The organism is Streptomyces sp. AHA2 (assembly GCF_036857595.1).
Lineage (GTDB): Bacteria > Actinomycetota > Actinomycetes > Streptomycetales > Streptomycetaceae > Streptomyces.
The window spans coordinates 222,795-242,371 of the sequence record NZ_JAUQWJ010000001.1; the positions used below are offsets into that span (position 1 = coordinate 222,795).

Annotated in this window: 15 protein-coding genes; 9 read left to right on the forward strand and 6 right to left on the reverse strand. The window is 73.7% G+C overall.

Annotation, left to right across the window (positions count from 1 at the left end):
- Positions 1-19: 19 nt before the first annotated feature.
- Positions 20-3,961: a glycosyl hydrolase gene (locus Q5694_RS01070; protein ID WP_333930026.1), complete on the reverse strand. Its 3,942-nt coding sequence runs from the start codon at positions 3,959-3,961 to the stop codon at positions 20-22.
- A 205-nt stretch (positions 3,962-4,166) separates the two neighbouring features.
- On the opposite strand from Q5694_RS01070, the gene Q5694_RS01075 reads away from it, so the two are divergent.
- From Q5694_RS01075 to htpG, 7 genes are all read left to right on the forward strand, one after another.
- A complete protein-coding gene (locus tag Q5694_RS01075) occupies positions 4,167-5,423 on the forward strand; it encodes an MFS transporter (protein ID WP_333930027.1) in 1,257 nt (418 codons plus the stop codon).
- A 28-nt stretch (positions 5,424-5,451) separates the two neighbouring features.
- On the forward strand, positions 5,452-6,915 hold the full coding sequence (locus Q5694_RS01080; RefSeq protein ID WP_333930028.1) for an L-fucose/L-arabinose isomerase family protein: 1,464 nt from the start codon (positions 5,452-5,454) through the stop codon (positions 6,913-6,915).
- 236 nt (positions 6,916-7,151) lie between these two features.
- Positions 7,152-8,495: a cation:proton antiporter gene (locus Q5694_RS01085; RefSeq protein ID WP_333930029.1), complete on the forward strand. Its 1,344-nt coding sequence runs from the start codon at positions 7,152-7,154 to the stop codon at positions 8,493-8,495.
- Between the two features lie 560 nt (positions 8,496-9,055).
- The gene (locus Q5694_RS01090; protein ID WP_333930030.1) at positions 9,056-9,343 is read left to right on the forward strand and encodes a DUF3040 domain-containing protein; all 288 of its coding nucleotides are present in this window, start codon (positions 9,056-9,058) and stop codon (positions 9,341-9,343) included.
- A gap of 368 nt (positions 9,344-9,711) precedes the next feature.
- On the forward strand, positions 9,712-10,524 hold the full coding sequence (locus Q5694_RS01095; protein ID WP_333930031.1) for a hypothetical protein: 813 nt from the start codon (positions 9,712-9,714) through the stop codon (positions 10,522-10,524).
- A gap of 111 nt (positions 10,525-10,635) precedes the next feature.
- A complete protein-coding gene (locus Q5694_RS01100) occupies positions 10,636-11,331 on the forward strand; it encodes a class F sortase (RefSeq protein ID WP_333930032.1) in 696 nt (231 codons plus the stop codon).
- A gap of 86 nt (positions 11,332-11,417) precedes the next feature.
- Positions 11,418-13,316: a molecular chaperone HtpG gene (gene htpG, locus Q5694_RS01105; RefSeq protein WP_333930033.1), complete on the forward strand. Its 1,899-nt coding sequence runs from the start codon at positions 11,418-11,420 to the stop codon at positions 13,314-13,316.
- Between the two features lie 11 nt (positions 13,317-13,327).
- On the opposite strand, the gene Q5694_RS01110 is transcribed toward htpG, so the two are convergent.
- From Q5694_RS01110 to Q5694_RS01120, 3 genes are all read right to left on the reverse strand, one after another.
- A complete protein-coding gene (locus tag Q5694_RS01110) occupies positions 13,328-13,579 on the reverse strand; it encodes a twin-arginine translocase TatA/TatE family subunit (protein ID WP_333930034.1) in 252 nt (83 codons plus the stop codon).
- The gene (locus Q5694_RS01115) at positions 13,567-14,229 is read right to left on the reverse strand and encodes a hypothetical protein (protein WP_333930035.1); all 663 of its coding nucleotides are present in this window, start codon (positions 14,227-14,229) and stop codon (positions 13,567-13,569) included. The genes Q5694_RS01110 and Q5694_RS01115 overlap by 13 nt, the downstream gene beginning before the upstream one ends.
- Positions 14,230-14,315: 86 nt before the next feature.
- The gene (locus tag Q5694_RS01120) at positions 14,316-14,891 is read right to left on the reverse strand and encodes a TerD family protein (protein ID WP_333930036.1); all 576 of its coding nucleotides are present in this window, start codon (positions 14,889-14,891) and stop codon (positions 14,316-14,318) included.
- A 144-nt stretch (positions 14,892-15,035) separates the two neighbouring features.
- Here Q5694_RS01120 and Q5694_RS01125 point away from each other — a divergent pair, with 144 nt between their 5' ends.
- Positions 15,036-15,422, forward strand: coding sequence for a BlaI/MecI/CopY family transcriptional regulator (locus Q5694_RS01125; RefSeq protein WP_333930037.1), 387 nt, complete (start codon positions 15,036-15,038; stop codon positions 15,420-15,422).
- A 6-nt stretch (positions 15,423-15,428) separates the two neighbouring features.
- Complete coding sequence (locus Q5694_RS01130) at positions 15,429-16,469, forward strand: M56 family metallopeptidase (RefSeq protein ID WP_333930038.1); 1,041 nt, start codon at positions 15,429-15,431, stop codon at positions 16,467-16,469.
- A gap of 47 nt (positions 16,470-16,516) precedes the next feature.
- On the opposite strand, the gene Q5694_RS01135 is transcribed toward Q5694_RS01130, so the two are convergent.
- Positions 16,517-17,512, reverse strand: coding sequence for a sporulation protein (locus Q5694_RS01135; RefSeq protein WP_333930039.1), 996 nt, complete (start codon positions 17,510-17,512; stop codon positions 16,517-16,519).
- A 361-nt stretch (positions 17,513-17,873) separates the two neighbouring features.
- A complete protein-coding gene (locus tag Q5694_RS01140; protein ID WP_333930040.1) occupies positions 17,874-19,517 on the reverse strand; it encodes a cellulase family glycosylhydrolase in 1,644 nt (547 codons plus the stop codon).
- Positions 19,518-19,577: the final 60 nt, after the last annotated feature.

A 19,577-nucleotide genomic window follows, 5' to 3' on the forward strand; every position in this document is an offset into this window, starting at 1 on the left:
GGGAACGGCCGGACGGGCCCTAGGCCGGGATGCGCAGCGTCACGGGTCCCCACAGCCCCGACGGCAGTTGCGACGCGAAGGCCCACTCCGTCGGCGTGGCCTCCGCCAGATAGGGCGCCAGCGTGCCCCGGACCGTCACCTCCAGCCGGACGCACCGCCCCGCGACCCCGCGCAACGGGATCCGGTACGGCGGGCAGAACGCCTCCCCGGCGAACTCCCCGTCCACCCGGACGTCCACGCTGCCCCGCACCCGCCCCAGGTCCAGCACCGGGTCCGGCCCGGCCGGCACCTCCACCGTCCGCGCGTAGGCCACACCGCCGCTCCAGCCGCACAGCCCCCGCTCACGCCAGTCACCGAGCGGCAGCGGCGCGGGGACGGTCCGCACCCGCACCGGGCCCCGCCATGCGGAGCCACCGCGCAGGAACACCGTCGGCTCGGTCACGACCTCGACCGTGGCGGGTTCGGACAGCACCTGAGGGAACGACAGGCGCTCCCCTCGCACGGGGACGTGCCCTCCGCCGGGGATCCGCGCCCGTGCGCGCAGCGCCAGGGGCAGGGTCAGTGACCGCGTGCCCGCCGGGACGGTGAAGCGGAAGCGCTGCGGCGCGGGCCGGGCGGTGTCGGTCGCGGTCGTGGGCCACACGGTGCCGGCCGGCTCGGGGTGACCGCACAGCCACGCGGCGGCGGGCAGCGGATGCGGGCGCACGACGGCGTGGCAGTGTCCCAGCTCGCCCCGCCTGCGCCCGTCCTCGACGGTCCGGCCCCGCCACCGCCCCGAGGCGGCCTCCCAGCCCGCCCCGCTCACCAGGGCCGTCATCCCGGCCGCGGAGCGCACCACGAGGTCGACGAACACCGCGTCCCGTGCGCCGCTGCCCCCCGCCACCACCTCGAGCGTGTGCTCGCCGGGGCCGAGCGCGGGTTCGTGACGGAAGTACATCGGCACGGCCCCCCAGTCCGCCTCGTAGTACTCCGCCTTCTCCTGCCGCGCCACGACCTCTCCGTCGAGCAGCACGGTGACCGCCCGGGCGGCGCCCACCACGAGCACCGCCCGCGGGTCCCCGCCCGGCACCCGCAGCCGGGCGCGATAGGTGACCGGGCCGTCCGGCCGGACCCCGTCGGGCGGACGCATGAACCTCGGGCGCGGGCCGAACCCGCCCGGTTCGGTCAGGCAGAAGAAGCTGCCCAGCGGTGTGCCGTCGACGGCCGATATCGCCGAGGGACGGCTCTGTGCCCCGGACAGTTCGTACTCCAGCACGTTGCGGTCCCGCGTCACCGTGATCCGGGTGGAGGCCAGGTACCCCTCGCCGTCCGGAGTCAGTTGCTCGCCGTTCCACCAGACCCGTTTCACGGCCTCCGCGCCGACGTGCAACTCGGCCGGCCCGCGCCGGCCGGTCCCGACGATCGCCCGGACCCGGGCCGCCGTCGCACCGGTGGGCACGGGGACCCGCACGAACTCCTCGTTCACCAGGCCCTTGATCCCCAGCAGCCCGCCCTGCGCGGGCGCCCCCCGGCTCGCGGAGTAGACCGCCGGCTCCCAGCCGGAGTCCGGCGGTGCGAGGGGGTGCGCCCCGGCCAGGACACGCTCCGCGCGGGCGGCGTCCAGCGGCTCGGGCAACCGGTCGGCCCGCACCGGCGGCAGGACCCGGACCCGGTTGCCGTACGTGACCCGGACCGGTTCCCACTCCTCGCCCTCGCTCCACTCCATGGACCAGATCTGCGGCTCGTCCACGGGTGAACCCGGTGGCAGCGCGAGATCGCCCCAGGTGTTGTCCATCGTGGGGACCAACCGCCCCTGCCAGCCGCCCGAGAGGTCGATCACCCGGCACGCGGCCGTCCGGTGGGTACGCGCCGTGGCCGGCCGGCCCTCGCGCCAGACGACGAGCACGGCCGGGGCGCCGTCCAGCGGGACGTCCAGCGTCGACACCCGCCCGTCGCCGCGGACCGTGACCCGCACCGGCTCGCGCGAGCCGGTCGCCGGGTTCCACGCCTCGGCCTCGGCGACGGCCGCGCGCACCGTCACGGTCCGGGTGCCGGGAACCGCCGGCCCGGGGCCGGGACGCAGCGGATGCGCGCCCGACTCGGGAAAGGTCCCCGTGACCAGGGCCACGGCCTCCTCGCCCCGCCGCCGGACCAGCAGCGGCACCGACGCCGTCGCGTACCCGGCGAGGCCGGCCACCGCCGCCGCCCCGGTCTCCGCGTCGGGCACCCGCTCCAGCCGGGGATGGGCCGCCAGGGCCTCGACCACCGCGTCGTCACCGGACCGGCCCGCGGCCGAGGCCGGAGCACGCCCGACCACCACGACCCGGCCTCCGGCGTCGAGCAGTTCCGTCAGCCGGCGTGCCGTGTCCTCCCGGAGCACACTCGCCGACGGCAGCAGCACCGCGCGGTACGCCAGGCCCCGTGTCCGCAGGGCGCCGTCGGCGGCCCGGGCGCGGTGGACCGAGTCGTCGTCGACGATGTCGAAGGAGACGCCGTGCCGGTCCAGCGAACCGGCGTGCGGGGCGAGCCAGTTGTTCGTGCCGCACAGGTCGAGGTAGTGGCGTTGGGTCTCGTCGGCGTCGGCGTGCCCCTCGCCCAGCCGCAGGTCGCCGAAGTGCCGCACCGGCGCGTCGAGGGGGACCAGCGCCTGGATGGTGGCGGTGGGGTGCAGGACCGCCACCTCGGCCGCGTAGGTGCCCCACGACATGATCGAGCAGATCCGCGCCACGGCCCGGGAGAACGCCGGGTACTGCCTCCAGTACGGCTGGCGCCAGTCGGTCGACGGCGGCGCCCACTCGAACCAGCCTCCCGCCGTGCCGAAGTAACTGGCGTGCGGGTTGTAGAGGTTGGCGCCACTGCGCAGGAACGGCAGCAGCCAGTCGTAGGTGTCCGCGAGCGTGCCGCCCCAGCCGGAGGAGTGGAACGCCTCGATCCACACCCGCTCGTGGCCGTAGAGGTGGGCCAGGGACGAGTGGACCTTGGCGTCGCCGTGGTGGTCGCTGCCCGCCGCTCCGTACCAGCGGTGGGTGCGGAAGTAGTCGGTGTAGAGCTGCGTCGACTGGACCGGGAGGCCCGCGCGGGCGGGATGGCTCTGGTCGCTGCCCAGCAGCAGACCACGCTCGCGGTGCCAGGCGGCGAGCGGCCGGAACAGCGCCTCCTCGGTGAGTTCCGCGCGGACCGCGTAGTAGTCGGCGCGGATCTTCGCGTCCTGGGCGCCCGTACCGGTGCCGGAGCCGAACAGGGCCGGCAGGTGGTCGAGCAGGTCGTAGCCGCGCCGGGCGCGGAACTCACCGGCGAAGCGGCGGCTCCAGGCGTTCGTGCGGGGCAGTTCGTCCTGGAAACTTCCCGCGATCACCGTGCCGAGGTACTGGGGGACGCGCCGGTCGAACTCGTGGTGCACCGCGTCCGTCAGCAGGCCGACGGCGTGCGGGTCCAGGTAGTCGAAGGCCGTCGCGACGGTGGTCACGAGCCGTACCCGCGATCCGTCGGCCGCGTCCACGGCCCCGTCCCCGCCCACGTCGAGGCGCCTGCCGTCCGGAGTGTGGGCGGCCAGCGGGGACTCGCCGTCGTCGAGGCGGACCCGGCCGCATGCCACGCGCACGTCGCGGTGGCGCAGGGCGAGGCCGGCCGCCTCGGGGTGACGGCGTGTCACCCCGCCCTGCACGTTGGCTCCGGAGAAACCGATCTGGTCGTAGAACCACAAGCGGGTGCCCAGACCGGCCGCGACCTCGCAGGCGTCGCAGAAGCGTGCCCACCACTCCTCGCCGAACCAGACCGGATCGTCCGCGCGGGCGCCGAACGCCGGTCCGGCCGGAGCCAGGTTGATCACCACGAGGTTGTGGATCCCGCCCTCCGCGAAGGCCCGCATCTGCCAGGCGAGCCGCTCACGGGTGACCTCGGCACCCGACCACCACCACAGGGGAGTGGGGCCGAAGTCGCGGGGCGGGTGGTCGAACAGCTGTCGCAGAGTGGGGGAGAGCACGGAGGTGGTCCTTCCCCTGAAACGTTTTCAGGCCGCTGTCACCGTAGGCGACCTGGAACGGACGCGCCACGGGCAGTTCAAGCCCCGTTCAGGCCCAGGTCCTTCCGTGCCGATGCACGGGATACCTTGTTGCAACGTTTTTCCCGCCCTATATTCGCTGCGACCAGGCCCCGCACCGCGCTCTCACCGGACGACGGAGTCGCCCATGGCCGGTACCCGTCCCATCCCCCCAGCACTGTGGAAGGCCGCCGCCCTGTCCGGCATGGCCTCCTACCTCGACGCCGGGCTGATCGTCGGCATCTCCGTCAACCTGGCGCTCTACCGCGACAGTTACGACATGGGCGTCTGGATGGCCGGGGCGATCAGCGCGATCGTCACCGGCTGCATCGCCGTCGGTTCGCTCGTCGGCGGGCGGCTCGGCGACCTCTTCGGCCGCCGCCGCGTCTACAACTGGGACATCTTCTGCTTCGCCCTCGGCGCCGTCGTCATCACCCTGGCACCGGACGACATCACCCTGCTCGCCGGCGTCCTCGTCGCGGGGCTCGCCGCGGGCGCCGACCTGCCGACGTCCCTGGCCGTCGTCTCCGACGCGGCCCCGGCCTGGGCCCGCGGCAGACTCGTGGCCTTCACGCAGGTCATGTGGATGCTCGGCATCACCGTCGCGGTCTTCCTCGGTTTCGTCCTGTCGACCACCGGCATGACCGGAGCGCGCATCATCACCGGCCAGCTGGCCGTGGCCGCACTCGTCACCTGGGCCCTGCGCTCCCGGCTGAAACTGCCCGAAGCGCCCGCCGCGCGGGAGCCGCAGGACGCGCCGCCGGGAGGCGCGCTGCGGACCGTGTGGACCCGCGCCGCGCTGCTGCCGATGACCGCGACCTTCGTCTTCTACGTGACCTGGGGCCTCGGCGCGAACACCTTCGGCCAGTTCGGCACCTACCTGCTCGTCACCGTCAGCGACGCCTCGCAGAGCCTGGCCACCGGCATCAACCTGGCCTTCATCCCGATCGGCGTACTGCTGACCCTGGCCTTCGTCCGCGTCGCCGACAGCCCCTGGCGGGACCGGCTGTTCCACGTCGCCGCCCTGGTGCAGATCCTCGCCTTCGTCATCGCGTCCCTCACCGCGGGCGCCCTGGCCGGCATGCTCGTCTTCTTCGTGCTCTACCAGCTGTCCAACCCCTTCGCCGGCGAGGCCAACTACAAGGTCTGGTCGCAGCTCACGCTGCCCGCCGACACCCGCGGCACCACCCAGGGCCTCACCTACGCGCTGTCCCGGGGTGTCTTCGCCGTCGCCGCGTTCTTCACCCCGGCGCTCGCCGACCACAGCCCGTCCGTCCTGCTGTGGACGATCACCGCCTGCATGACGGCGGCGGCCGTGGCGGGTGTCTTCATCATCCGCGTCCTGGTCCCGCGCTCCGCCGCGGCCGAGCCGCGCGGAGCGGACCTGCGCGTCCCCAGCACCTGAGCCGCCGACCTCGCGAGGAGCACCGACCATGGCAACGACCGCCGGCCGCACGGCCGCACGCGCCTCCGCACTGCACGACCTCCTCCCGCCGGTCACCCGGCGCCCCGCCCGCGTCGGCCTGGTCGCCGGCGGACTCGGCACCTACTGGCCGCAGTTCCCGGGCCTCCTCCCGCGACTGCGGGAATCCGCCGCCTACGTGGCCGACCGCCTCCGGCACCTCGACGCCGAGGTCACCGACGCGGGATTCGTCTCCGACGCCCGGGAAGGAGCCCGTGCCGCCGAGGAGCTGCGCAGGGCCGACTGCGACCTGATCGTGCTGTTCCTGACGACGTACCTCACCTCGTCGATGGTCCTGCCGATCGCGCAGCGCTCGCACACGCCCGTCCTGGTCGTCGACCTGCAGCCGTCCGAGCGAATGAACCACGCCTCCTTCGACACCGGGGCGTGGCTGGCCTACTGCGGGCAGTGCCCCCTCCCGGAGGTCGGCAACGTCTTCCGGCGTGCCGGCATCCCCTTCCGGTCGGTCTCCGGCTGGCTGCGCCAGGAATCGGCGTGGCGGCGCATCGAGCAGTGGATCCGCGCGGCCCGTGTCCGCGCCGCGCTCCGCCACGCCCGGCACGGCCTGATGGGGCACGCCTACCCCGGCATGCTCGACGTCCAGACCGACCCGACGCTGCTGGCGGCGACCTTCGGCTCGCACGTGGAGGTGCTGGAGTTCGACGACCTGCGCCATCGCGTGGAGCGGGTGACGGAGAAGGAGACCCGGGAGCGGATGGCGCTCGCTAGGCAGGTGTTCACCCTCCACGACAGCGTGGCGGAGGAGGACTTCGCCTGGGGCGCCACCGTCTCCGTCGCCCTCGACCGGCTCGTCCACGACTTCGCACTGGACTCCCTGGCGTACTACCACCGCGGCCTCGACGGGGAACTGCACGAGCGGCTCGGCGCCGGCATGATCCTCGGCGCCTCCCTGCTCACCGCCCGGGGCGTGCCCGCCGCCGGTGAGTACGAACTGCGCACCTCCGTCGCCCAGTTGACCACCCAGAGTGTGGGTGCGGGAGGCTCGTTCACCGAGATCCAGGCCCTCGACTTCCAGGACGGCGTGGTGGAGATGGGCCACGACGGGCCCGCCCACCTCGCCGTGAGCGCCCGTGACCCGCTCCTGCGCGGCCTCGGCGTCTACCACGGCAAGCGTGGCTGGGGCGTGAGCGTCGAGTTCGACGTCCGGCACGGTCCCGTCACCCTGCTCGGGCTGGGCCAGGACGCCGATGGCAGTCTGTGTTTCGTCACCTCCGAGGGCACCGTCGTCCCCGGGCCGCTGCTGGAGATCGGCAACACCACCAGCCGGGTCGACTTCGGCCGCGACCCCGGTGCATGGGTGGACGCCTGGAGCGCCACGGGCGTCGGCCACCACTGGTCCCTGGCGGTCGGCCACCACGCCGCCGACTTCCGTGCGGCGGCGAGCCTGCTGGGAATCGACCACCGGCAGGTGTGACGGGCGGTGATCCGGCCGGTATGGGTGTCGTCGCCACCCGGAGATGGGTGCGGTCACCGATGGCGGCACGGCCGGAGCCGGTGTGAGGCTGTCCACGGACCCGGCGCCGGCGCCCCGTGACGGGCGCGCTCCGGGCCGACCCGACACGACGTCCGGCACATCCCCCGAGGAGAAGCCCATCCACCCTCGTGCGCAGAAACGATCCACCCTCTCGGCCCCCGGGAAGGCGGTGACCCGTGGGACACGCTGACAGCCTGCTCGCCATGGGCGGCGCCTTCCTCGCCGCAGCCTTCCTCGCCCGCCTCGGCGGCCGGATCGGACTCCCCACGATCCCGCTGTTCATGCTCGCGGGCATCCTGCTCGGCCCGCACACCCCGGGCCTGGTCATCGTCGAGGACGCCCACGACTTCGAGATGCTCTCCGCACTCGGACTGGTCCTGCTGCTGTTCTACCTGGGCCTGGAGTTCCACCTCGACGACCTCAGGAGCGGCGGCCGGCGCCTGCTGAGCGCGGGCGGGATCTATCTGCTGCTCAACGTCGGTGCGGGACTCGGCTTCGGATTCGCCCTCGGGTGGGGCGTGCGCGAGGCGCTGGTGCTCGCCGGTGTCCTCGGCATCTCCTCGTCCGCTATCGTCACCAAGATCCTCATCGACCTCGGCCGCATCGGCCGTCCCGAGACGCGCCTCATCCTCGGCGTCATCGTCGTCGAGGACATCTTCCTCGCGCTGTACCTGGCCGCGCTCCAGCCGGTGATCAGCGGCGCCGAGGGCGTGGGCGACGTGGTCCTGCAGGCCGGCAAGGCCTTCGGCTTCCTGCTGCTGCTGGCCGCCGCGGCCCGCTACGGCACGCGTCCGGTCGGGCGTCTGATCCAGACCCGCGACGACGAACTGCTGGTCATCAGCTTCCTCGGCGCGGCCGTCCTGGTGGCGGGGGTCGCCGAGGTCCTCGGAGTGGCCGACGCCATCGGCGCGTTCATGGTGGGGCTCATCCTGGCCGGCACGCCGTCCGGCCCGCGCATACGGGACCTGGTGCATCCGCTGCGCGACGCCTTCGCGGCCATCTTCTTCTTCGCCTTCGGGCTGTCCATCGACCCCGGCGACGTCGTCTCCGTGGTCGGCCCGGTGGCCGCGGCGGCCGCCCTCACCCTGGTGATGAACATCGCCGCCGGACTCCTCGTCGCCCGTCTGTACCGCTACGGCACCGGCACCGCTGCCGACATCGCCACCACCCTGGTCGCCCGGGGGGAGTTCGCGCTGATCCTGGCCGCGATGGCCGCCGGCGCCGGACTCGACGACCGGCTCGCCCCGTTCGTCGCCGGGTACGTCCTCGTCCTCGCGGTCCTCGGCCCCATCGCCGCCGGACGAGCCCACCTGCTCGCCCGTGCGCTCCGGTCCGGCCGTCGCCTCCTGCCCGGCCGCACGGCCGGGACCCACGGACCCGCGGAGCGGGCGGGCGCGGGCGAACCCCGCAGCGTCACGGACGACCACGAGGGCGAACCCCACGGCGGGACCGGCGTCATCGGCGTCCACGTCACCGCGGACAGCGCACCCCGGCCCGCCGGGAGGACCGAGCGCCGGTGAGGCCGGGCCCGGCGCCACGGCGCGGGGCGCCCGGCCCTTCAGGGCTCGACGAGTCCGACGCTCACGGCGCAGCAGTCGGCTCCGGCCGATCCGCCAGGTCCGGATGTCGGCACCTCGGCGATGTCCCACAGGGTGGCCGGGCCCGCAACAGCGGGGTGGGCCGGCGGCCCGAGCACAGCGCGGTGGCCGCGACGAGCCGAAGGCGTCAGCGGGCGGGTCCGCCCAGACGTGGCGGGCACCTTTCAGCCCCCCCGACGCCGTCCCCGGGCCCGTGCGCCACCCGCCCGGCCCTCGCGCGCCATCGGTGGCGGCACCCGTCTTCGTCCGAACGGAGCCCGCGCCGCCGGGCGTTCATGGGGGGCGGCCACCGGGAAGAATGAGGGGCGGGCCTGATGGCGCGCGCCGTCGAAGGGGGGAGAAGCTGAAGCCCTGGTGAGACCGGCCGGCCGGACACCGGCGAACCCGATCCCCGCGCACCCGCCCCGTCCCGAACCCCCACGACGTGCCCTGGCCCCGGTGTGTCCTGCCCGCGGCACCGACGGTTCCGGAGAGGAGAAGCCGTGCCCCCGTCCGAAGACGCGCGCCTCGTGGACCTGCAGACACGTCTGGAGCGGCAGGACCCCCGGTTCGCCCGTGCCATGAGATCCGGCCGGCCCGCGCCGCCCCGCGAGTACCGGCGCACCGGGCCCCGCTGGGGGCTGGCGATCGGGGTGGTCCTCCTCGGCGTGGGCATCGTCCTGCCCCAGGGACTGCTGATCGCGGCCGGGCTGGTCGTCCTCGGCATGGCGGCCCAGCTGATAGACCCGGACCCCGCACGCACGACCCACCGAAGCCCCGGCCACCACTGACACCTCCGGCCCGCCGCCCGCCCGCCGCGCACCGGCCCCACCTCTCGCACACCGGCCCGCCGATCCCTGCGCCGAGTCACCGCCGGCCGATCCGGAACACGCCGGCCACGGCCCTGTGCGCCTCGGCCGGCGGAGAGTCCTTGGCGTCCCCGCGGTGCTGTGGGAGGCGGGCATCGGTGGGGTCGGACCACCCGGCTTCCCGACCCGCTGCCGGGGGCCGGATTCCGCCGACAGGGTGTGGCCGTAACCCGTGTGAACGTCCCGGATGGTGGGAGCGCCCGGCGTGACTGACGGTGGTTCACGTCGAGACCGGGTCTCGTGAGCCGGCGAGGCGCCGGCTGCCCGGTTCGCGACGGAAGGACTCACCGATGCGCTCTGCCCGCATGCTGCTCGCCACGGCCACGGCCACGGCGGCTCTCGCGATCGCCGCCCCCGGCGCCTACGCCCAGGTGATGGGCGACTGGGACGACGACTCCACTTCCTACAGCAAGGAGCACGACAAGCACGACAAGCACGACAAGCCGCACGGCGGAATGCACACGGGTGGCGGAGCGCTGACCGCCGTGACCTCGGACGGCGACGGCGACTCCGGCGACGACGAGGGCAAGCCCGAGGACGAGGCCGGCGAGGAGCAGGGCAAGCCCGAGGACCAGGGCGGCCGCGACGAGCAGGGCAAGGACGAGGAGCAGGGCAAGGACGAGGAGCAGGGCAAGGAGGAGCAGGGCAAGGACGAGGAGCAGGGCAAGCACGACGAGGAGGGCAAGCACGACGAGCACGGCAAGGACGAGGAGCACGGCAGCCACGAGAAGGACGCCTGGCACGGCAAGCACGACAAGCCCCGCGGTGGCATGCACACCGGTGGCGGCGCCCTGGCCCTGGTCAACTCGGACGACTGGGACAAGCAGGAGGGCGGGAGCTACAAGGAGGACAGCGAGGGCGGCTGGTCCGGCAAGCACGAGGACGACTCCTACGGCGACAAGGGCGACGAGGGGTACAGCGGCAAGCACGACAAGGGCTCGTGGGAGGGCAAGCACGACAAGCCGCGCGGTGGCATGCACACCGGTGGCGGCGCGCTGGCCAACACCTCGGGTGTGACCGCCGGCGGTCTCGCGGTGCTGGCGGTCGCCGGTACCGGTCTGTACGCGCTGCGCCGCCGGAAGGCCGCCCAGGGCGCGGCGTGACCGATGCCTGACCTCATACCGGCCGCCGCACGCGCCCCGCGCGTCGCGGCGGCCCGGCTCGTCCCAGCGCGGGCCGTGCCCCCTGCCGTGCCCTGAACGAGGTGGTTCTCGATGGCAGTCAGTCCCCCTGCCCTTCCCGACCCGGAGCCCGCACGGTCCCGGAGACGGCTGCGCACCATAGTGGCGGTGCTGTGGTCGGCGGCCGCACTGGCCCTGGCGCTGAACCTGACGGGCGGCCGGGGCGGTTCCTTCGACGGCGGCCCGCCGCACGCCCCGCCCGCCCTTCCCGCGGCCTCGGCCGCTCCCTACACGCCGCCCGGGGCGTCGGCGTCCCCCTCCGCCGAGGGCCCGCGGCTGCCCCGGTCCCGGCCGGTCCGCCTGCTCATCCCGAAGATCGGCGTCAACGCACCCTTCACCGACCTCGCCATCGGTCCCTCGGGCATGCTCGATCCCCCGCCGGCCGACGACACCAACCTCGTCGGCTGGTACGCCAAGGGCCACTCGCCCGGCGAGCGCGGGACCGCGATCATCGCCGGGCACGTGGACACCAAGACCTCCCCGGCCGTCTTCGCCGGCCTCGGCGAGCTGAAGAAGGGCGACAAGTTCCACGTGATGCGGGCCGACGGCAGCAGGGCCGACTTCGTCGTCGACGGCAAGGAGTCCTTCCGCAAGGACGACTTCCCCAGCGACCGGGTGTACGGCGACACCCCGCAGGCCCAGGTCCGGCTGATCACCTGTGCCGGGGCCTACGACCGCAAGGCCCGGGACTACACCGAGAATCTGGTCGTCTTCGCCCACCTCGTCTGACTTCCGGGTCCCCGGCCTGACTTGGTGTTTTACAGTGACAGCCACCAGTTCAGGCGACTGTGGGACCTGTGAGGTATTCGCGAACCATGACGACCGAAACGTTTGAGTTCCAGGTAGAGGCCCGTCAGCTGCTCCAGCTGATGATCCACTCGGTCTACTCGAACAAGGATGTCTTCCTGCGCGAGCTCGTCTCCAACGCCTCCGACGCGCTCGACAAGCTGCGTCTGGAGAAGTTGCGGGACGACTCGCTGGAGGCCGACGTCTCCGATCTGCACATCGAGATCGACGTCGACAAGGAGGCCCGCACCCTCACCGTGCGGGACAACGGCATCGGCATGTCGTACGACGAGGTCGGCCGCCTCATCGGCACCATCGCCAACTCCGGCACGGCGGCCTTCCTCAAGGAGCTGCGGGAGGCGCAGGACGGGGGCGGCGCCGAAGGGCTCATCGGCCAGTTCGGCGTCGGTTTCTACTCCGGGTTCATGGTGGCCGACGAGGTCACGCTGGTGACCCGGCGCGCCGGCGAGGACCAGGGCACCCGCTGGACGTCCCGGGGCGAGGCCACCTACACGCTGGAGAAGGTCGACGACGCGCCGCAGGGCACCTCCGTCACGCTGCACCTGAAGCCGGCCGACCCCGAGAACCAGCTGCACGACTACACGTCCGAGTGGACGATCCGCGAGATCGTCAAGCGCTACTCGGACTTCATCACCTGGCCGATCCGGATGGTCCCGGACCACGACGGCGGCGACGGAACGCCCGAGCCCGAGACGCTGAACTCGATGAAGGCGCTGTGGGCGCGCTCGCGCGAGGAGGTGTCCGAGGACGAGTACCACGAGCTGTACAAGCACATCAGCCACGACTGGCGCGAGCCGCTGGAGACGATCCGGCTCCAGGCGGAGGGCACCTTCGAGTACCAGTCGCTGCTCTTCATCCCCGCGCACGCCCCGCACGACCTGTTCACGCGGGACTTCAAGCGCGGCGTCCAGCTGTACGTGAAGCGCGTCTTCATCATGGACGACTGCGAGGCGCTGCTGCCGCCGTACCTGCGGTTCGTCAAGGGCGTCGTCGACGCGCAGGACCTCTCGCTGAACGTCTCCCGCGAGATCCTGCAGCAGGACCGGCACATCCGGATGATGCAGCGGCGGCTCACCAAGAAGGTGCTGTCCACGGTCAAGGAACTCATGACCAAGGACGCCGAGCGCTACGCCACCTTCTGGCGGGAGTTCGGGACCGTCCTGAAGGAGGGTCTGGTCACCGACCCCGACAACCGGGAGGCGCTGCTGGCGGTCGCGTCCTTCGCGACCACGCACTCCGACGACGAGCCGACCACGCTCGCCGGGTACGTGGAGCGGATGAAGGACGGCCAGGACGCCGTCTACTACATCACCGGCGAGTCCCGGCAGAGCATCGAGAACTCCCCGCACCTGGAGGCGTTCCGGGCCAAGGGCATCGAGGTGCTGCTGCTCACCGACCCGGTCGACGAGGTGTGGGCCGACGCCGTCGGCGAGTACGAGGGCAGGAAGCTGCGCTCGGTCACCAAGGGCGAGATCGACCTGGACGGCGAGGGCGAGGAGAAGGCCGGCGAGGAGCGGGAGAAGCAGGCCGAGGAGTACGCGGGGCTGCTCGGCTGGATGCGCGAGCAGCTGGACGAGGACATCAAGGAGGTGCGCCTGTCCACGCGGCTCACCGTCTCCCCGGCCTGCGTGGTCTCCGACGCGCACGACCTGACCCCGGCGCTGGAGAACATGTACCGGGCGATGGGTCAGGAGGTGCCGCGCACCAAGCGGATCCTGGAGCTCAACCCCGGTCACCCGCTGGTGAAGGGCCTCAACCAGGCGTACCGCGACCGCGAGGACCGCAGCGAGCTCGCCGAGTCCGCCGAGCTGCTGCACGCCCTCGCGGTGCTCGCCGAGGGCGGACAGCCCAAGGACCCGGCCAAGTTCGTCCGGGCCGTGTCGGAGCGCCTGGAGCGCACGCTGTAGTCAGGGACCGATCAGGGGTGGTCCGGGGCGGCGGCCGGGCGGGAGCCGGGCGCGGTCGGGCCCGTGCCCGGCGGGACGACCTCGCCCCGGACCACCCGCGGCGCGGGCGCCGTGCCGGCTTCCTCGTCCTTGGCGGCACGGGCCTCGGCCTTGAGGATGCGGGCGGCCTTGCCGGCCGAACGGGTCAGCTCGGGAAGCTTCTTGATCCCGATGACGGCTATGACGACGATGAGAATGATCGCCAGCTCGCTCAGTCCGAACATGGTGTCCTGTCCTTTCTCGCCCGGGCCGGGCACGGCGCGAGCGTATCGGGCGGGGAGCACGGCGTGATCGCCGCCTCGGGGTGCGGGAGCAGGTGCCGGCGCAGGTGCGGCAGCATGCCGCGGTCGAGCAGCGCCTGCCGCCAGATCAGCCGGGCGTGCTCCACCTGGTCGGCGGCGGGCGGGACGCGGCGGTCCAGGGCCGTGCGCAGCAGCGCGGCCGCCGCGACCAGGCCGGTCACGGCGGCGACCAGGGCGAGCGTCCAGCCGCTCGTGAGGAGCGAGCCCGGCAGCGGCCCGGGCACCCCGACGGCGTGGAGCGTGCCGCCGAGGGCCAGCAGGGCGAGGGCGGACACCGTGGACACCAGGGGGGTGAGCACTGCGAGGGCGGGCAGCAGGCTCCCCGTGCCGGACGACGGCCGCGGCCGGTGCCGGGCCGCCCGCCGCACCGCGAGATAGTCGCGGTAGGGCTCCCGGGCCGCCGCCGCGATGGCGTCGGCGTGGGCGAGCGCGTCGGCGCGCAGGTGCGCCTCGGCCCGGCCGTCCGGGTCGGGGCCGAGGGCCTCGCGGAATCCGGCGCTGCCGAGGGCCTGGGTCAGGACGGCTTCGAAGTCCGCGCGGTCCTCTGGTCCGAGGCGGTGCGGAGCGGCCACGTGGTCTCCCGGTGGGTCGGTCGGTTGCGGGTGCGGTCGCCGGGCCCGCCCCCGGCGGGTGGGCCGGGCGGCCCGGCCGGCGCGGGTCAGACGCCGACGCCGAAGTCGGAGGCGATGCCGGCCAGTCCGGAGGCGTGACCCTGGCCGACGGCACGGAACTTCCACTCGCTGCCGTGCCGGTACAGCTCGCCGAAGACCATCGCGGTCTCCGTGGAGGCGTCCTCGGACAGGTCGTAGCGTGCGATCTCCTGGCCGTCCGCCTGGTTCACGACCCGGATGAAGGCGTTGCGCACCTGCCCGAAGCTCTGGCCGCGGTTCTCGGCGTCGTGGATGGAGACCGGGAAGACGATCCGGTCGACCTCGGCGGGCACGGCGGCGAGGTCGACCTCGACGGTCTCGTCGTCGCCCTCGCCCTGGCCGGTGAGGTTGTCACCGGTGTGCTCGACCGAACCGTCCGGGCTGCGCGGGTTGTTGTAGAAGACGAAGTGCCGGTCCGAGGGGACCCTCCCGGAGGCGTCGAGGAGGAGGGCCGAGGCGTCGAGGTCGTAGTCGGTGCCGGTGGTCGTGCGCACGTCCCAGCCGAGACCGACCAGGACGGCGGTGAGCCCCGGTGCCTCCTTGCTGAGCGAGACGTTGCCACCCTTGGACAGGGAAACTCCCACGGAACACTCCTTCTCGGCGTTCTCGGCCGGTGCGAACGGACCACAGCGTGAATCTACAACACTGTAGAAGATGACGGAGCGGGTCCCGCCGGTCTATACGATGTCCGCACGGGCAACGCAGGGCGGCATGAAGGAGGCAGGGCCGTGACGGATCCCCGGCAGCGACCCCGGCGGGGGCAGGGCGAGCTGGAGGCGCTGGTGCTGTCGGCACTGCGGGAGGCGGACGGGCCGGCGACGGCCGGCTGGGTGCAGGAACGCCTCGGCGGCGGCCTCGCGTACACCACCGTGATCACGATCCTGACCCGGCTGCTGGGCAAGGGCGCCGTCACCCGGGAGCGGGTGGGCCGGTCCTTCGCCTGGACGCCCGCCTCGGACCAGGCGGGCCTGGCGGCGCGCAAGATGCGCAAGGTGCTGGACGCCGAGAGCGACCGCGAGGCAGTCCTCGCCAGCTTCGTCACGGGACTCGGTCCCGACGACGAACGGCTGCTGCGGGACCTGCTGGAGCAGGAACACGGCGACGGGGAAGACTGACGCCTCATGGGGGTCTTCGTCTTCCTGCCGCTGGTCCTGCCGCTCACGGCCTGGCCGGTCGCTCGTCTGGCCGAGCAGCACCTGCACCCGCGCACCGCGACCCGGCTGCTGACCGTCCTGGCCGCGGTGCTGGCGCTGTGCAGCACGGTGTGCCTGGGCCTGGTCATGGTGGTCGGCACCGCCCAGCTCCCCGGCAACCCGCTGCCCGACGGCTGGTCGGACCCGGAGGTGCGGGCGGCCGTGCCCTTCGACGAGGTGGTCGGCAAGGCCGCCATCCCGGCCCTGTGCGCGGTGGTCGCCGCCTGCGCCCGGGCCCTGTGGCGGCACGGCCGCGTGCGCCGGCAGGCGCACCGCGCGCTGGCCGGACTGCCGGACACGGAGGTGGCCGTCCTGCCGGACGCCGTCCCCTACGCGTACGCGCTGCCGCCCGGCGGGCGGCGGGGCGGTGACGGCGCCGGACGCGGGGGAGCGCGGCGGGACGGCGCGGCCCCCGCCCGGGGCACCGGGCCGGGGCGTACTTCCGGCCGCCTCCGTGGGGCGGGCGGGGGCCGGATCGTGGTGACGACGGCCCTGCTGCAGCGGCTGCGGCCGGCCGAGCGGCGCGCCCTGTTCGCCCACGAGCGGGCCCACCTCGCCGCGCGCCACGACCGGTTCCTGCTCACCGTGCAACTCGCCGCCCGGGCCAATCCGTTCCTGCGTCCGCTGCGCACCGCCGTGGCCTACACGGCCGAGCGGTGGGCGGACGAGGAGGCGGCCCGGGTGGTCGGCAGCCGGCGCACGGTCGCCCGGGCCATCGGCGCGGCCGCCCTGGTCTCGCGGGGCACCCCGGCGCCGACCCTGGCCGGCCTCGCCGCGCCCGGGCCGGTACCGCGCCGGGTGGCGGCCCTGCTCGGTCCGGCGCCCGCCGTGCGCAGCTGGCCCCCGGCGTTCACGGCCGTCGGCCTGGCGGCCTGGGGCGCGGCCGCCGGGACGGCGGTGTCGGCGATGTCGTCGGCCAACTCGGCCGTCACGATGGTCCTCATCCTGCACGCCGCGACACCGCTGTGAGGAACGGGCGCCGGTCACGCGGCGCCCGCACGGTCTCCCGGCCGGACTCAGCCCTCCTCTTCCTCCTCTTCCTCCTCGCCCTCGAAGAAGTCCCCCACTTCGTCGACGACTTCGCTCGCCACCATGCCGCCGACGACACCGACCGCGAGTCCGGCCGCGCCCGCGGCGACGACGGTCCCCATGCCGGGGCCCGGCCGGCGCTCCTCGTGGTGATGTGCCTCGTGGCCGTGGGCCGGCGGGGCGCCGTCGCCGGCCGGCACGCCGTACGGCGCCCGGTGCTCGACCAGGTGGCGCAGCCAGCCGTCGACGACCGCGGGCCAGTCCTGCCGCTCGACCCCGTCGTGGGAGACCGTGAACCGGGTCAGCGCGTCGTGGCCGGGCGCGCGGAAACCGCCCCGCTCGTCCGCCTCCAGCACCACCTCCATGCCGCCCGGCCCGGCCAGGAACGTCACCTCGATCTCGTGGACCTGCTGCGCGTACCGCGGCGGCGGGACCAGCTCGATCTCCTGGTAGAACGGCAGTCGCTGATCCGTGCCACCGATGTGCCCCAGCTCCAGGTCGGCCGAACGGAATCCGAACCCGAGCCCGCCGAAAGCCTCGAGGACCGCCTCCTGCACGGGCAGCGGCGTGACGCTCAGCGGGTCGAGGTCGCCCTTGTCCTTCGCGCCCGCCACGGACAGCTCCGTGCGTACGCCGAGGACGACGCCCAGGCTCTGGCCGTGCAGTTCGGTGACCGGGGTCTCCCACGGCAGGCTCACGCCGAACGGCAGGCTGCGCCGCTCGCCCTCCGCGAGCCGGAACCCGCCGCCCACGGTGAACCGGTCGAAGGCGACCACGCCCTCGCTCTCGCCGTCCTCGCGCTCGGCCTCGACCCGGGCCACCAGCTCCAGGGTGATGTGCTCGATCTCGAAGTCGGCCTTGCCGCCCTCCAGGTGGACCCGGCCGCCGAGTGTGCCGCCGGGCCGGACGGGAGCGGGATCGAGGACCGTGTCGACGGTGGGGCCGCCGACGCCGATCGCGCCGAGCAGTCGTTTGAACACCATGGTGGCGTCCACTCCTTCACGTGCGTGTACGGGCTTGCTTCTACAAGCATGTAGAAGCATAGGGGGTGCAGGCCCGTACCCACCCCGGGACGGCCCCGGTGTGCGGGGATTGGCCGAAAGACGCGGGGCCGGTCGGGGGACGCCCGGGACCCCGAGGCCGGCGGGAGCTCAGTCGCGCGCGGCCGAGGCACGGCACGGGTCCCGGCGGAACGCCCACGCCGTGCCGTGCCCCACCACCCGGCGGAACCGGGAGGCCGGTGCGCCCATGCCGGGTTCGTACCAGCCTCGGAGGACTTCGCCGTGGCGCGGGTGCCGCCCCACCCGGACGGGCGGGCGAGGCGGCACCGGGCCGGGGCGCCGGTCAACTCACGGAGCAGTCGGCGCCGTTCAGCGTGAAGGCCGCCGGGCCGGAGCCGGTGGGCTCCCCGGTGGCCGTGAAACCGAGCGTGACCGACCCTCCGGCGGGGATCGTCGCGGTGTACGGGGCGGCCGTCACGCCGACCCCGGACCCGCTCTGGGTCACCGTGCCGCCCCAGAGGCTGGTGACGCGCCTGCCGTCGGCGAACGTCCAGCGCAGCGTCCAGCCGTCGACCACGGCCGTGCCGGTGTTGCGCACCGTGATCTCCCCCTGGAAGCCACCGGGCCAGCCGGCCGTCACCCGGTAGGCGACGCCGCAGGACGGCGCCGGGCTCCCCGGCGCGGTCGTGACCGTCACCGTCGCCGACCTGGGCGAGCGGTTGCCCGCGGCGTCTCGGGCGTACACGGCGAAGGTGTGAGAGGTGGCGGAGGACAGGCCGGTCAGGGTGATGGTGGTCGCGGTCGTGGAGGCGACCGCCGTCTCGGCGCCGGAGCCGATCCGCACGACGTCGTAGCCGGTGACGCCGGTGGCGTCCGTGGCCGCCGCCCAGCTCAGGGTGACGGACGAGGAGGTCGCACCGGAGGCGGTGGGGGTGCCGGGCGCCGTCGGGGGAGTGGCGTCCTTCCCTCCGGCGGAGTACACGGCGGCCTCCTCGGCGGTCGCGGCGATGCCGTTCTCCCCGTTGAAGAGGCGCTGCCCCCAGGAGGTGAGGCGGTCCGGGTCGAAGCCCTGCACCATGTCCAGGTACCCGACATCACCGCTGTTGCCGCTCCAGGACCAGCCGAGGTACCCGAGCCGCAGTCGCTGGGCGACGGCGAGGATCGTGTCCTCGTCGGGATCGCCGTCCGAGTGGTCGTGCCCGAACTCGCCGACCACCACGGGCAGTTTCGCGCTGACGAACCGGTCGAGATAGGCGGTGATCTCGGCGGCCGTGTCGAAGACGCCGTACATGTGGATCGAGAAGACGGTGTTGGCGTCGGGGTCGGCGGCGAACACCGAGGCGGCGTTGTCGCTCATCGTGAACGCCCAGTCCTGTCCCCAGTTCGGCGCGTCCACCATGATCGTGTGGTCGAAGCCGGCGTCGCGCAGCTTGCCGATCGCCGCCTTGGTGTCGGCCGTCCACGCCGCGTAACCGGTGTTGCCGTACGGCTCGTTGCCGATGTTGACGATGACGTGGTCCTCCTGGCCGGTCAGCGCGCTGCGCACGCTGATCCAGTAGTCGGCTGCGCGGGAGAGCGTGACGGCGCCGCTCTGCTCGCCGTAGCCGGTGGTGTCGTGCACCTCCAGGACGCAGATCAGCCGGTTCCGTTTGCACTGGTCCACGACGTTCGCCACGTCGGCCGTGTCGTTGCGGGTCCAGCGGTCACCGCTGGACAGGACCACACGCACGGTGTTGGCGCCCTTGGCCTTGATGTGGGCCAGGGCGCCGATCCGGTCCGGATACCAGGTATGGGCGTGGTTGACCCCGCGCATCACGAAGTCGTTGCCGCCGGCCTCCAGGAGGCGGCCGTCCCGGACGTGGAAGCCCGTGGGGGCGGCCGCCTGGGCCGGGGAGGCGGTGGTGAGGAGGCAGAGCAGGAGGGTCAGGAAAGTGGCGGCCGCGGCCGCGGCCGCGGTGCGGGGGACGGGGGCTGTGCGGGGTCTCATGAGGGCTCCTGAGGGATGGGGAGTGGGACGGGTGGTGTCCGCCGTGAGTGGGAGCGCTCC

Excerpts from the sequence above, each read along its gene's own strand:
- Q5694_RS01095 (WP_333930031.1), top strand. The coding sequence starts at position 9,712 with ATGCGCTCTGCCCGCATGCTGCTCGCCACGGCCACGGCCACGGCGGCT.
- Q5694_RS01130 (WP_333930038.1), top strand. The coding sequence starts at position 15,429 with ATGGGGGTCTTCGTCTTCCTGCCGCTGGTCCTGCCGCTCACGGCCTGG.
- Q5694_RS01135 (WP_333930039.1), bottom strand. The coding sequence starts at position 17,512 with ATGGTGTTCAAACGACTGCTCGGCGCGATCGGCGTCGGCGGCCCCACC.
- Q5694_RS01110 (WP_333930034.1), bottom strand. The coding sequence starts at position 13,579 with ATGTTCGGACTGAGCGAGCTGGCGATCATTCTCATCGTCGTCATAGCC.
- htpG (WP_333930033.1), top strand. The coding sequence starts at position 11,418 with ATGACGACCGAAACGTTTGAGTTCCAGGTAGAGGCCCGTCAGCTGCTC.
- Q5694_RS01080 (WP_333930028.1), top strand. The coding sequence starts at position 5,452 with ATGGCAACGACCGCCGGCCGCACGGCCGCACGCGCCTCCGCACTGCAC.
- Q5694_RS01140 (WP_333930040.1), bottom strand. The coding sequence starts at position 19,517 with ATGAGACCCCGCACAGCCCCCGTCCCCCGCACCGCGGCCGCGGCCGCG.
- Q5694_RS01075 (WP_333930027.1), top strand. The coding sequence starts at position 4,167 with ATGGCCGGTACCCGTCCCATCCCCCCAGCACTGTGGAAGGCCGCCGCC.
- Q5694_RS01100 (WP_333930032.1), top strand. The coding sequence starts at position 10,636 with ATGGCAGTCAGTCCCCCTGCCCTTCCCGACCCGGAGCCCGCACGGTCC.